We start from the raw sequence: 13,736 nt of genomic DNA, 5'->3' as shown, positions 1-13,736 counted from the left end.
CCTTCCACCGCCCCTCAGGCAACGGGGCCGTCGTCCATGAGCCCGAGAACGGTATCGAAGCGTAGCCGCCGACCGGAAAGGACAGAGGTTCCATCGGCCTCGAGAACCAAAGCGCGGCTACGGCCAAGCCAAGGGTGCTTGTCCCAGCCAGGCGGGACATGAAGGGCCTCGGCCACCCCGCGGCCGCAACTCGCGGGGAGTCTCACCGCGCCTGCGAGAACGTCGTTGACCCATTCTTCATCCGGGAGGGCGCCGTCCTCCGCCAGAACACTTCCCGAAAGGGTCCGGTATCTCCTGCCATCCCGCACCAGGAGGACGGCCTCCAAGCCCGGATCCCCGTCCCGTACCAAGGCGGTCAGGCCGCTGTCGCCACTGCTGGGAGGAACGGTCAGGTAATGGAGACCGGCCAGCGTCGGCCCTTCTTTGTCACCGCGTCTTGTCAGAAGGTGATGTGAGGCATTCTGCGTTCGTTTACGCTGTTCATCTTCCCAACGCCATCGGGCTGACTGTGCAGCGTCCCGCCACGGTTGCGGTGTCACATCCTCGCTGCCGTATCCGGCCGCCACGAGCGCGGGAATGTCCGCTGGAATGCTCCATGCGCCCTGGTGTCCGGCAGCCCTGAACACCAAAGCCGTCGTGTGCAGCAGCAGATGGCGGTCGTAGAGGGATTCGGTACACGCAAGGAACCGTGGGATGCCACGGCCACCCGCAGGCGGGTCGATGTCGTCTGTACCAGGGGTGGTGCCCCCGGAGGCGTATCCCGTGACGATCACGCGTGGCGAGGCAAGCCGAGCAGGGCGGAGCAGTTTGTCACCGCGGTGCAGACGGCCGATTCTCTGCAGCAGCAGGTCGATCGGGGCCATGTCTGTGATCAGAAGGTCCACGTCGACATCAAATGCCTGTTCAGCCACCTGGGTGGCGACCACGACGAATCGGGTGGGCCGCTCCCGTCCCGGGCCATCTTGTTGCGGGGCTAGCTGGTGCAGGCAGTGCGCCGTGCGATCGGCGCGTGTTCCGAGGGGGAGCTGCTCGTGCAGCAGCACCACTTCGTCACCGAAGCGCTCACGCAACGCGGTGCAGAGTGTCTGGGCCCGCGCCACGCTGTTGCGGATGACCAGGGCGCATCCGCCGTGTGTCAGTTCCTCCTCGAGCCGGTCGGCGACAGCAGTGTCGGCGGCGTCCTGTGCCATCCGACGCAGAGCAGGATCGGTATGTGGTTGCGGGACCGGCTCCGGCATGAGTTCGACCGTGAGGGATAGGTCCGCACGCCGGCTCACACAGGATGGTGCGGTGGAACGGTGTCCGGTGCCCTCCGGTGCTCTCCAGGCCGCAGTGATGGAAGGGTAGCCCTCAGGTTGGCTGAGATCGTCAGCCGTGTACTCCTCACGTCCTGCGGCCCCCGCGAGATAGGCGTCCACCAGAGCCTGACGCTGCGCGGCCGGCAGCGTCGCGGACAGCAGTACTACAGGTACGCCAGCCTGGCCGAACCAGCGCAAGCCCTCCAGCAGGAACTGCGAAGAGTAGACGTCGGTGGCGTGGACCTCGTCGAGCACGACGACTTTGCCCATCAGTCCGGCCATACGGAGCATCACGAACTTGGTGCGGGTCGTGGCGTACAGCAGCTGGTCAAGAGGCGCGACGACGAAGGGGCACAGAAGCCCGCGCCCGTACCCGAAGAACCACTCGGCAGGTACCTGCGATCCCGATGGTTCAGCGTGTGCCTGCCCACTGCCTCCGGGTACGCACCGACCGCCCTCCGCGGGCTCTCCGCATTCGCCGACTGCGCCAAGCCGAGCCTCGGGTGGTTCGCTCAGCAGCGCGCTCCAGTCCTTGTTGAGGATACGCTTTCCGTGCAGCAGGGAGACGCGCGCGGCCAAGTTCGAGTCAATGCGGCTCACCCACTGTCTGACCTGCCTGAACATGGGGTCATGAGTCGCCCATTCCGGCATACCGACAAACACGCCGTCCGCGCCGAATTTCGCGGCCAGAACTTCCGCCGCCATCAGCCCGGCCCAGGTCTTGCCGTCTCCCATAGGAGCCTCGACGATCAATAGCCCCGGAGTCTCCATCTGCCGTGCCGTCTCCACGGCCAGCACCTGCGATGGACGCGGCTCGCACCCGAACCGCCGTACGAAAGCGTCGGATTCGGGCTCGGGCAATTCCCCCCAGCCACCCCGCAGGCCGATCTTGGCCCATGCCTTTCCGGCACGATCCCGCGCGCGGGCGAAGCTCACCTCACCCAGAGAGTCGACACCGGGGAACTGCTTGGAACCGCTGGCGATCCAGTCCGCCATCACGACAAACCCGCTCAGGTGCAACTGGGCAGCCCGTGTCGGCACCAGCACAGGCGCGAGGTCCGCAAACGAGCCCAGCTCCAGCTCCTCGGTGAGGCGCTGAACGAGGGCCCGCTGCACTGTCGTCCAGCGCCCGTCGCCCTCCAGCTGGCCACGCGCTCTGGGGTCCGGCCTCAGGGCACTCGCGACGGGAAAGAAGCCATGATGGCCTGCCACAATCGGCCATACCCAAGCGATCTGCTCGTCCGGCCATTCAGTATCCCTGAGCAGCCATTGCAGCAGGTGTCCTCCGGCGCGCCCGTGATGCCAATCGAACCGCTGGGCGGTCGGCTCATGCCATCGCAGCCCAGCTGCCCGTACCGCCGCAGCCTCGGTCTGCCATCTCCTCTGGAAGGCTGGAGTGGCTTTCCCGCAGTCGTGCACTCCGCAGAGCCACACGAACAACCCGCGCCCCCTGTCCGTACCTCCGGCGATCTCGTCAAGCAGTCGCCGGGTGGACGGAGCCAAAAACCGCTCCCACATGACGTCGGCGACGGCCGCGGTGTCCAGCATGTGCGACAGCAGCAGATTCATCGTCCCGTCGGCATGGCTGGGCGTCTTTCCTACCAAGACACCCAGCGCCGCGAGGACGTCCAGCCCGTCCTGCGGCGTCGAACCGTTGGCCATGTTCCCCCCTCTGCGCCTCGCAGTCCCTCTGGCGATACCACATGGGCAATTGCCTGCGGGGTGACATCATGCCGCTGTGAGAGGCGACGCCACCCCGCCGAACAGGGCGATCAGCATGGGTTTCAGCCACGACCTGATGACGGATTGGATCCCCGACGCTCTCGGCGCCGCCGACGTCACCCGGGCGCTGGCCGACGGAACCCTGTCTGCGCCGCCTCAGCTCGACATCGGGTGGCTTCGGGTCCCACTCGCCCGGCGCACGGAAGACATACCCGTCGTGGACTCGACCGTACGCGCCCACATGCACCTCCTGGTCGAACGATCCTTACACCGCCACCGACCACACCCTGAGGTACTCAGCTACCGCTCAACAGACTGGGACTACCGCCGCGCCTACCGCGCGAGACGGGACCGAATGCACGCGCTCGGACGCCAGACGGAGCTACCGCTCGTACTGAAACTCGACATCCACCGATTCGGGGAGTCGCTTCCTCTGCACGTGCTGCTCGATGCGCCGGGGATGACCGACACGCTCGCCCAGCAGCTGACGGAACTGCACCACAAGACCGGCCGCTCGCTGTTTCCTGGGCATCGCTGGGCCAACCGGCTCGGCACAGCAGCCTTACACCCGATCGACGCGCGACTCACCGCGATGGCGCCGGATCGGTGGATCCGCTGGGGCGACGACTGGCATGTCTTCGTTCACGACACCGCCGAAGCTGAGCATGTCCGTGCCGCAGTAAAAGCCGGACTCGAAGCCCTCGGGCTTCGCCTGTCAGCGGAGAAGAGCACCACCGAATCGGTGGCCACCGTATTCGCCGGGCCAGCACGCGATGTCGCAGGGAACCCGCCAGAGGTGTGGCGCTGCGGCATACAGAACAACGACGTGCGCGCCCTCAGATACGCCCTGCCCCGCATAGACCCCGAAGCGGAGGTGTCCCGGCGCATCCCCGGAATCGTGCGCGCGCAGCCGACACTGCTGCCGCGTGCCGTCTACTACCTCGACCGCGCCGTGAACACACCGGCAGGCCATGAGGCCGTGCGGGAACTGTTGGGAGCAGCCCATCCGGATCTGTTTGCGGTCGCCCGACTACTCGCTCTCGCCGGTCGGCACCAAGAAGTAGCCTCGTATGTCCCCGACAGCTTGCTGGCCCTGGCCGCCGACTGCGGGATCGCCGCCCTGCGGGAACTGGCAGCGCGCGTCGCCGTCTGTACCGGACGCCGGGATGTGTTGCCTGAATCATCTCAACGCCTGCACCAGTGGATCGCCCAGGGAGCGGATATCCGGCATCATCCGCCCTGTGTGGCTACCCTCCTGTGACGCTGGCGCTCTGCCGAGGCGGGTGCGGACACATAACCAAGGAGGCATCGAGTGGACGGTCGACCTGCACGATGGGATGGGGCGGGCAAAGACGCGCTTCCCACAAGTGACCGCCAACTGATCCAATCCGTTGCAGCGGTCCTCTCGAGTATCGATCAACTACTGCCACCGGATGTCTGGCATCTCAAGGGGTCCGCGGCGATCCTGGGCTGGATAGGCCCCACGGCACGCCTGCCGAACGATGTGGACCTGGCCATGTCGGCGAGCGCAGGGGAGTTGCTGTTGTCCACCTCCGAACTGCCGCCCGGCCCGAAGGGGGAGCGACTTCAGCTACTGCGCTCGGAGCCTGTTGTGTTCAGCTCACCTGACAAAGCCACGGTGTACCGCGCGTTGGTGAGAATACGGTCGGAGGAGGACCACGAGCAGGTACTGCTCAACGTCCTGCTGGTACCGGACTCCGAAGTCGCCGGCGACACACGCACCGCACTGCTGGACTTTCCTGCCTGGCCTTCCCCGGTCACGGTGCCGACGGCGACCCTCAGCCGGTGCCTGGCCCAGAAGCTGTTGCGCTACACACGACAGCGTGGCGGGGGCAAAATCAACACGCGCTGGACCGACCTCATCGACTTCCTGCTGGCTGCCGAAAGCCCAAGCGCTCCCCAGCTGCTCCTTGAGGAAGTCCGCAGTGATGTCGCCCTGGAGTTCACGGCCATGGGGCGCCAATGGCCGACACACCTCCCACCACCGCCGACGGAATGGCTGGATTTCTGGGACACGGCAACCTTCCGCCATGGGCTGGCATTCGGCCGCCTGCCCGAGGCGGTAGACCAGCTGGCCCACTTTTGGAGCCCAGTACTGCAGACACCTGTAGCCCCGTACGGTCCAGTAACCGTCCAGGCAGCGGAGGACGTGCCACAGCTGTGGTCATGCACCAGATGGCAGTGGGCAACCCCATGACCTGCCCGTTACGGGTCTGCCACACTCTTGTCGTGCCCGGAGTCGAAGATCAGGGCAAGCCGAGCATGTGCACTGGACGGCAGATGCATTTGCCACCAGCCGCGCCACCGCAGGGCATGCGCCAGATGGTGGAAGCCCGGCGTTCCGGGCCCCGCTTTCCAAAGACCGGAGAGGAATTCGACGACCGAGTCGCCAGCATCGATACTGAGGGGTTCACCGAACACATGCAGGATGCGCTCTCGGTGCGCTGTGCCTTTGAGGGTCTTGGTCACATGCAGGCTGAAGTGTGCGTGGCGGCGGGCAGTGCCGAGTCCTGCTTCGCCCAGCCGCGCCAGACCGGCTCCACTGTGCATCTGGCCGGCGGTCCATTCGTTAGCTGTGGTCACTGCCGTCCTCAGCAGCGCCGCATCCGAGACGATGCCGGACAGACCATCGCCCAGAGTCGCGAAGAGCGTGCCTCCGGCAGCGGCCGCGTCGCTCATCGTCCGAAGGTGTCCCAGCAGCAACGACTCCCGGTGAACGCGTAGCTGGTAGGCCCGGCGCAGCACATCCGCCAGCGGCAGGGATCCGTTCAGCCACATCGTGGCCAGGGGAAGCATCTGATGCGCGTTGCCTTCCGTAAGACGCGCGCCCCACCGCCGTCGGCAGGGGGTGCCCCATTCGATGTCGTGGACATCGCTCACCACGTAGATACCCCGTTGCGGGGGTGCCGCTGAGAAGGCTTCCCAGGCGTCTGCCGACTGCAGTCCAGGAAAACGTGGATCTTCTTCCGGCCCAGCCCCTAAGCCCGTCTCCCGGCTGCCCAGTGGACGGACGAGTACACCTGCCAGCAGCGAGGCACCCTGCCTTACGGAGAGGAGCCTCGGGACTTGCCCCAGCACGTCGTCGGCTCGGAACGGTTGCAGGTCCGGCCAATCCCGGCGCATCCGCGCGGCCATCGATATGCCGTAACAGGCACGCAGTAACCTCTCGCGCCGCGCATCACTGTCCCCGGCAAGCGATACGTGGTCCAATGCCCAGCCGTGCCGGACACCACCACCCGCAGGCCCGGATCCCAGCAAATCCTCGAAGACGCCTACCGGAGGGGAATGCTTCCCAGCCCGGACCAGGACCAGATCCTTGCCGTAATACGAAGGATTCCACTCGGCGCCGAAGTTTCGACCGATGGTGTTCAAGCTGTGACGCACCCGCTCAAGGCCCGCCTCGTGGTCCCCGCTGTCCTCCACACTGGCTCGCAAGGCGCTCGTGACAACAACCACAGTCGCCTGCCGGCGATCAGCCTGGGCGAAGTGGGCCAGCACATCGCCGGTGTCCACACACCCGGACGGGTACCCGGGAGCATGCCGAGGTGGCCACGAGAACGCAGGCATCATCTCCGCCTCCGCCGTCTGCGGCGGAAAAGGTCCACAAACAGCCTGCGCAGCCCCGGGAAGAACGTCACAAGGACCACCGTGGCCACCATAGTGACGGATAAGGTCCGCCACAGCAGCGACGCTCCCGCTTGGGGCAGTCCTTGCCAGACAGCAAGCCCCGTGGTCAGCGGCAACCCTACGGCCGCGAGAAGTCCCAGGATGGCGTTGGTCGTCTCCGTCTCTGCGGATTGCACCTGGCGGGACAGCTCGCCTAGGTCGTTGATCAGGCTCTGCAGTGACTGCTGCAAGCCAGCACTCTGTTGCCAAGCACGCATCATGGCGTCAACGGTGCTTTGCCGACCGAAGTCAGCTGTCCAGTAGCTGCGGCGGAAGACAAGCAGATCCCTCTCCAGCTGCGCCACTTTCCGCCGCCGGGGTTCGTGCTCCCCGATCCGCGCCACTTCGTGGCCGAATGCGTCCAACACGATCTGCTGCAATCGGGCCAGAGCCAAGGCATCCGCATACAGCGTCGTCAGGTGATAGCTCGTGCCGTCGTAGTAGTTGAGCGGAACGTCGCGACCCGGGTCCCGCTCGGTGCCCACCAGCGTCAGCCCACGGACTCCCAGCACACCACGCACCTTGGTAGGAAGTGGCAGGCGCATACCCTGGAGCTGCTCAAGAGCCTCAGGACCCGGTGGATAAAGCGTCGCGTGGTGCATGTGCCACAGCCACTGGTCGATGGAGTTCCAACCCTGCTGCAAACGCCCCGGATGCAGCCGCAGATGACCGCTGCGAGGAGTGACGAGTGTGCAGTGCACCGCCTCACGCTCAGTGACTGCGATCCGGCATCCCGGCGGTAATTGTTGTGCCACCCAAGCACGATGGACACCCTGCCCATGATGCTCATCGACATCGGCGCACTCCTGTAGCGTTTTCGGGAGTCGCGCGGGCGCATCTGGAGGCAGAGCGCCGTGTAGCAGTGCCACGCCGTTCGCCTCCGCCGGTGAATCCATCTCCTTCAAAGCGCCGAGTGTCGCATCGTTGAGGCGAACCAACTCAACCGCCGATAGCTGGAATCGGGCGGGTGACTCTGCCGTATCGGGCAATTCCCGATGCCAGCGCACCTGCGGACCCCACAGGAGTGGGCCGAGACGGCGCTGCGTATACGCCGCACGGCGGGAGGCGCTGGACACCACCTCGTCAGGTCGGCCGACACGCCAGCGCCTTTCCAACGGCCCCGGACGGAAGGGAGCAGCCGGAGGCTCTGAGATGTGGACAGCCACGATCAGGACCGTATCTCTGCGGATCAGCGCGAGCGGATCGTCACCCCCAGCCAAGCTTCGATGACGCACCCGGCTCACGCGAAGCAGTCCAACGCATCGCGAAGATAGCCAAGCCGCTCAGCCTGACTCACATGCCGCCACCGCTGCCGTTCCTCGGGAACGTCGCCCTGTGTCAGGACCCGCGCGTACCGTTTCAACGGTGCACCCCTGGCGACAAGGGTCATCGTCCCGGGCACCGCCCTCGCCTGATGAAACGTGAACGCTGACATTCCATAGCGCTCTCCAGCCGTCACCACTCTCGTGGGCCGAACCGCCACGTCCACCCGACCCTCATTGCGCGCGTCGAAACGGAAACCTCCCTCGTGGGGTTGGTAACGGACCACCCGATGGATCGAAGACTGCGGCGCCGCTGCCGCCTGCCCGTCGTCCGCCTGTGCGACGTCCAGCACGGTGTTGTATAAGGCTCCCCGCAACACGGTGGACGAGAAGTCCCAACGATGATCGTGAGCCTGTGTGTCCTCAATTCCCGTTAACCAGACGTGCAGAAACAACCGTCCCTCACTGTGAGTAACCACCCCCAAGGGCAGCTTCACAAACCCGTTCGGGTGCGCCACAGCCTGCCTCATCACAGGAGCCCGGAACGTGGCGTCATAGGAGTCGTTCAGTGCGGCTAGGAGCGCGGCCCGGGCCATCTGACGGTAGACGATCGCCTTGTCAGCTTCGCGGTGATGGGGTGCCAATTCTGTTCGAGAAAAGCAGATCCGGTTTGGCCGCACAGCGCTCCTCATCTCACAGAAATCACTACCGACATCACCTGCTGCGTGGCAAGGTTACTGAGATTCCACGCGTGATGTCGCCCGCGGCATCCGCTTGAACTGCGACGATCGTCGGCCATGGCGCGACATCACACAAAGACCATCAGTAGCTGCGCCCCAAGCGAGAACAGTCACTCGCCCGCTTCGTCCGAGTAGATAGTGTATGGCCGTTGGGCGGCGAACAGGTCTGCGGCAGTGATTATGCTCCTACGGCGGAGTGGCGGCACGAGCGATCCGTATCCTTCCGGCGTCGGCAGTTGTCGATCAAGGAAGTGCCCTTGTCGTGGGGCCATACATTCTGTCGAATGCCGTAGGAGGGGGCAGAGCCGCCGATCCGGACACGGATCGTGTCGTTCTACACAGCGACGGCGGACGCCCGGTGTCCGCCGGGCGCAACTACGCCGAAGATGAAGGCTCGGACATCGAAGAAGCGCTCTGGTGGCCGTCATCGTCCTGACCAATTGTCCGCCAAGTCTTCGCGGCTTCCTCACCCGCTTGCTGGCGAACCGCACTCATCATGGGGGACTGGAATTGCTCCCCGCGCCCGCGGGGGTGGTCCCAGGTGGCCGAACGCGCCGCGCACCGTCTGGAGCTGCTCCCCGCACACGGGGATGGTCCCGACTCGCCGAGCTCGACGGCCAGGACGTACTGCTGCTCCCCGCACCCGCGGGGGTGTTCCGCCGGTGTGGTGGAGAAGGGGACGGACACCGGGGTCCTCCCCACCGACGCGGGAGTGTTCCGCTCAGGACCACCACCGAGTACCGGGAACAGCCGTGCTTCCCGCCAACGTGGGGGTTCCGATCACGGCATGGGAGACAGGGCGTGTCGTCGCATGCTCCCGGTCGACGTGGGGTGTTCCGGGAACCTCGTGCTCGCGGCCCATGATGGCGTAGTCCTCCCCACCGACGTGGGGGTGTTTCCGGTGCTCGTCATCGACGCCGACCCCAAGTCCGGGTCCCTCTTCGCCGATGTGGGAGTGTTTTCCGACCGGAGCGAGGGGCGCAGCCTGGGCGCCCCTGTCTCCCCGCCGACGTGAGGGTGTTCCGGAGGCCGACGTGGGGTGTTCCACGCTTCTTTCACGGGCACCACCGGCAACTACCGTGCTCCCCGCCCACGCGGGGGTGTTCCGCTCGCGCCGGTCACCTTCGCGAGCGTCTTCTCGTGCTCCCCACCGATGTGGGGTGCTCCGCTGCCATCCGGATGGCCCGAGCGGAGAAGACCGTCCTCCCCGCCGACGTCCCCGGGGGTGCGGATCGTCCTCCCCGCCGGCGCGGGGATGGTCCCCCTCTCTACGGAGCGGCAACGGTCATCACCTTCTGATCCCCGCACCCGCGGGGATGGTCCCACCGGGACGAGCGCCGGGGCGATGGCACCGATCTGCTCCTCGCACCGGCGGGGATGGTCCCCTCCTCGCGACCCGGGTCATGGCCGCCATCCGCTGCTCCCCGCACCCGCGGGGATGGTCCCGAAGCCGGCGCAAGGCGGTTCGGGGTTCTGTACTGCTCCCCGCACCCGCAGGGGTGGTCCCTACTCAGAGCTGAGGGCGGAGACAGCAGTCTCCTGCTCCCCGCACTCGCGGGGATGGTCCCCCGACCGATGGGTGTCCGGCCTTCCAGTTGGACTGCTCCCCGCACCACCAGCGGGGATGCTCCCGGCAAGGTTGTCGAGCGCGGGGACGAACAGGGCTGCTCCCCGCGCCAGCGGGGATGGTCCCACGGACGACGGCGACGAGATCGAGTACAAGGCCTGTTCCCAGCGCCCGCGGGGATGGTCCCTCGGTGTGTGCGGGGGGTGCGGGCGCTACGAACTGCTCCCTCGCCCGCGAGGATGGTCCCGATGGCCAGCCAGGTCGATGCCAGTCTCCTCTCTGCTCCCCGCGCCTGCGGGGATGGTCCCCGCCCTTCCTGGCCGCGCGGAGAGGGGACCTTCTGCTCCCCGCGCCCGCGGGGATGGTCCCGTGAGCACGCTCAGCACCGCGGCGTTGATCGCCTGCTCCCCACACTCGCGGGGATGGTCCCCAGAAAATGACGGGGTCCCGCGCGATGAGCGATTGGTCCCCGCACCCGCAGGGATGGCCCCGAAGGCCGCGAAGGCGCCGCCTTCTACTTCAACTGCTCCCTGCACCCGCGGAGATGGTCCCTGCGAGTTCACGTACAACACCTTGTGCCGGTACTGCTCCCCGCAGCTGCGGGGATGGTCCCGACCAGAACAGCGGCAGCTTCTTGGCGTCGATCTGCTCCCCGCATCCGCGGAGCTGGTCTCCGGTCGTGAGCGTCAGCAGCGGCCTGACGGGCCTGCTCCCCGCACCCGCGGGGATGGCCCCGCCATCAAGCCCGCGTTCAACGCGATCGCGGCCTGCTCCCCGCGCCCGCGGGGATGGTCTCACCAACACGCTCCCGGTGACCGCCAGCTACGACTGCTCCGCGCACCCGCGGGGATGGTCCCTCCACGGGGTGGCGCAGCGGGACCTCCAGCGCCTGCTCCCCGTACCCGCGGGGATGGTCTCAGCCGCGTGCCGGGGGAGTGGGTCGCCCGCATCTGCTCCCCGTACCCGCGGGGATGGTCCCTGGAGCAGGCGCGCAAGAAGGCGACCACCGCCCTGCTCCCCGTACCCGCGGGGATGGTCCCATCTGCCGGATCGCAGACCTGCCCGACCTCTACTGCTCTCCGCACCCGCGGGGATGGTCCCGACCCGGCGGGGCAGAGCGGGGGCAACACCGGCTGCTCCCCGCACCCGCGGGGATGGTCCCGGGCCCGTCTACATTGGAACATGGCTGGCTACTGCTCCCCGCGCCCGCAGGGATGGTCCCCTGCGGTGCCGCATCGAGGACATCGAGGATCCCTGCTCCCCGCACCCGCGGGGATGGTCCCACCAGGGCGCAGGGCGAAAAGGTCGTCCAGGCCTGCTCCCCGCACCCGCGGGGATGGTCCCGCGGCCCTGGGTGATGTCCACTGCGTCGTCGCCTGCTCCCCGCATCCGCGGGGATGGTCCCGTTCCGTGGGCGTGTACGGAACTTTGTGTAAGTCGCCCTGGGGTGACCTGCTCGCGGACGGCGAGGTAGAGCACCTTCAACGCGGCCTGCTCGGAGGGGAAGTGTCCACGGTTGCGGGTGGCTTTCCGCAGCCGTGCGTTGATCGACTCGATAGCCCGCATGAGCGTGCTCACCCTCCGGCTCGACGGCCCCTTGCAGGCATGGGGGGCCTCAGCCCGATTCGCCCGGCGTACCACCGAGTCTGCCCCCACCAAGAGCGGCATCATCGGCATGCTCGCCGCCGCCCGCGGCATGGACCGCGGCGACGACACCGAACTGGCCCGCCTCGCCGCGCTCCGCTTCGCCGTCCGCATCGACCAGCCCGGCGCCCGAGTGCGCGATTACCAGACCGCGCGGCACCAGATCACAAAGGTCTCCATGCCCGTCTCGGAACGCTACTACCTGGCCGACGCCGTGTTCGTCGCAGCAGTCGAAGGCGAGGACGAACTCGTCGACCTCCTCGACGCCGCACTGCGTGCTCCCATCCACGCTCCCTTCCTCGGTCGGCGCTCCTGCCCGCCGGCACGCCCCGTGCGGCTCGGCGTGCACCACGAGACAGACCTCACCCAGGCCTTGCGGGACGAGCCGTGGCAGGCAGCCCCCTGGTACCGCAAAAGGCACGACCGGCAGGCCACCGTCCCACTGACAGTGCAGCGCGAGGTCCGCCCCGGTGAGAACGGCGGGGACTTCCTGCGCGACCAACCCCTCAGCTACGCGGCCGAGTTCCGCCGCCATGCCCTGCGCCCTGTGGTCACCGAGACCGTGGAAGTACCCCACCCCGACGTCCAGGCCGCCGTGGCTTCGTTCACGTCCAGCAGCAGCGTTTGTCGATGGGTTTCGGCAGCAGTTGGCGATCAGGGCGCTCGCAGATGTTCACGGGAAATGACGGCACTGTCGTCAGTGAGGGGGTTCGCGCCGATCACGGGGCGATCAGCACATCCGGGGAATCAGGCACGGTAATCTCGGGCCATGTCCGAGACGTCAGTGGCGCACTTCTACGACGAACTGGCCGACGACTACCACCTGATCTACTCAGACTGGGACGCGAGCATCCGTCGGCAGGGGGATGCCTTGGACGCACTGATCGGCCAGGATCGCGCGGCGGTGCTTGACTGTTCCTGCGGCATTGGCACGCAGGCCATCGGCCTTGCGCTGCGTGGGCACCGCGTCACCGGGACCGACCTCAGCTCTCGCGCCGCCGCCCGCGCTGCCCGTGAGGCCGCCCGCCGGAGTCTGAGCCTGCGCACGGCCGCCGCCGACATGCGGCGCCTCCCGTTTCCCGATGGCCGGTTCGACGCCGTCGTCTGCGCCGACAACTCGCTGCCTCACCTGCTGACGGAGCAGGATGTGCACGCCGCGCTGGCCGAGATGCGCCGCGTGCTGCGTCCCGTCGGCTTGCTGCTGGTCAGCACACGCCCCTATGACGACCTGCTGCGCGACCGCCCGGCTTCGACGCCTCCGCAAGTCCACCGGGTCACCGACTGCGCCGACGGCGGGGAGCGAACCGTCACCTTCCAGCTCTGGCACTGGCACGACGACGGCGAGCACTACGACTTGGAACACTTCCAACTCCTGCCGGCAGGCGGGGAATGGCGCGTCCAGGTCCGCCGGACCACTTACTGGGCGCTCGGCCAGGACCGGCTGGCCGGCCTCGCAGCCGAGGCCGGGTTTGTCGCCCCTGGGTGGCGGATACCGCAGGAGACGGGCTTTTTCCAGCCGCTGCTTGTGGCCCGCGCCGACGAGTAGGTGATTCCACCGCCCGGCGTGGGATGGCAGGTGTCAGCTGGCCTTGGCGGGTTCCTCGGCCCGAGCCCGGGTGCTGGCGAGGCGGTAGGAGTCGGTGCCGGTCTCGATGATCGTGCCGTTGAAGGTGAGGCGGTCGACGATGGCCGCGCAGAGGCGGGGATCGGTGAACGTCCTGGTCCAGCCATCTGGGGCTGGCACTTGTTCCCTCACACGAGTTGCCGCTGCCACCTGGCCGTATCCCGTTCCTGCGGTCCTCGTTGAATCTCGCGG

The 13,736-nt window shown here is 67.1% G+C and carries 9 protein-coding genes, 2 pseudogenes and 1 CRISPR repeat array; of the genes and pseudogenes, 5 read left to right on the top strand and 6 right to left on the bottom strand.

Annotated features, from left to right (window positions below; genetic code table 11):
• Positions 1–14 precede the first annotated feature (14 nt).
• Positions 15–2,960, bottom strand: coding sequence for a CRISPR-associated helicase Cas3' (gene cas3 / locus ACFXB5_RS32020; protein WP_385214362.1), 2,946 nt, complete (start codon positions 2,958–2,960; stop codon positions 15–17).
• Between the two features lie 76 nt (positions 2,961–3,036).
• Between cas3 and ACFXB5_RS32015 the strand changes: the two genes are divergently transcribed.
• A complete protein-coding gene (locus ACFXB5_RS32015; RefSeq protein ID WP_385214360.1) occupies positions 3,037–4,281 on the top strand; it encodes a hypothetical protein in 1,245 nt (414 codons plus the stop codon).
• A gap of 51 nt (positions 4,282–4,332) precedes the next feature.
• Positions 4,333–5,238, top strand: coding sequence for a nucleotidyl transferase AbiEii/AbiGii toxin family protein (locus ACFXB5_RS32010; protein ID WP_385214357.1), 906 nt, complete (start codon positions 4,333–4,335; stop codon positions 5,236–5,238).
• Positions 5,239–5,246: 8 nt separating this feature from the next.
• Here the strand turns inward: ACFXB5_RS32010 and ACFXB5_RS32005 are convergent, their stop codons facing one another.
• The 3 genes from ACFXB5_RS32005 to ACFXB5_RS31995 all read right to left on the bottom strand — a co-directional run bounded on the left by ACFXB5_RS32005 (position 5,247) and on the right by ACFXB5_RS31995 (position 8,649).
• On the bottom strand, positions 5,247–6,554 hold the full coding sequence (locus ACFXB5_RS32005; RefSeq protein ID WP_385214355.1) for a hypothetical protein: 1,308 nt from the start codon (positions 6,552–6,554) through the stop codon (positions 5,247–5,249).
• Positions 6,555–6,607: 53 nt separating this feature from the next.
• The gene (locus tag ACFXB5_RS32000; protein ID WP_385214353.1) at positions 6,608–7,783 is read right to left on the bottom strand and encodes a hypothetical protein; all 1,176 of its coding nucleotides are present in this window, start codon (positions 7,781–7,783) and stop codon (positions 6,608–6,610) included.
• Positions 7,784–7,947: 164 nt separating this feature from the next.
• On the bottom strand, positions 7,948–8,649 hold the full coding sequence (locus tag ACFXB5_RS31995) for a hypothetical protein (protein ID WP_148717780.1): 702 nt from the start codon (positions 8,647–8,649) through the stop codon (positions 7,948–7,950).
• Positions 8,650–9,520: 871 nt separating this feature from the next.
• Between ACFXB5_RS31995 and ACFXB5_RS31990 the strand changes: the two genes are divergently transcribed.
• Entirely contained in the window at positions 9,521–9,724 is a 204-nt protein-coding gene (locus tag ACFXB5_RS31990; RefSeq protein WP_385214349.1) for a hypothetical protein, read from the top strand.
• Between the two features lie 219 nt (positions 9,725–9,943).
• Positions 9,944–11,681: a CRISPR direct-repeat array (repeat unit 29 nt; unit sequence CTGCTCCCCGCACCCGCGGGGATGGTCCC).
• A 101-nt stretch (positions 11,682–11,782) separates the two neighbouring features.
• Here ACFXB5_RS31990 and ACFXB5_RS31985 read toward each other — a convergent pair.
• Positions 11,783–11,842: pseudogene (locus ACFXB5_RS31985) on the bottom strand (hypothetical protein); the annotation flags it as partial.
• Between ACFXB5_RS31985 and cas5e the strand changes: the two are divergent.
• Both cas5e and ACFXB5_RS31975 read left to right on the top strand, forming a co-directional pair.
• On the top strand, positions 11,841–12,680 hold the full coding sequence (gene cas5e, locus ACFXB5_RS31980) for a type I-E CRISPR-associated protein Cas5/CasD (protein ID WP_385214347.1): 840 nt from the start codon (positions 11,841–11,843) through the stop codon (positions 12,678–12,680). The pseudogene ACFXB5_RS31985 and the gene cas5e overlap by 2 nt on opposite strands.
• 9 nt (positions 12,681–12,689) lie before the next feature.
• Positions 12,690–13,466 (top strand): class I SAM-dependent methyltransferase, encoded by a 777-nt coding sequence (locus ACFXB5_RS31975; RefSeq protein ID WP_385214344.1) that lies wholly within the window; start codon positions 12,690–12,692, stop codon positions 13,464–13,466.
• Between the two features lie 33 nt (positions 13,467–13,499).
• Here ACFXB5_RS31975 and ACFXB5_RS31970 read toward each other — a convergent pair.
• Positions 13,500–13,649 (bottom strand): annotated as a pseudogene (locus ACFXB5_RS31970) (ATP-binding protein); the annotation flags it as partial.
• Positions 13,650–13,736 lie beyond the last annotated feature (87 nt).

The organism is Streptomyces sp. NPDC059455, assembly GCF_042750115.1.
In the GTDB taxonomy this organism is placed as follows: domain Bacteria; phylum Actinomycetota; class Actinomycetes; order Streptomycetales; family Streptomycetaceae; genus Streptomyces; species Streptomyces endocoffeicus.
This window is presented reverse-complemented; position numbering and strand designations above follow the sequence as displayed.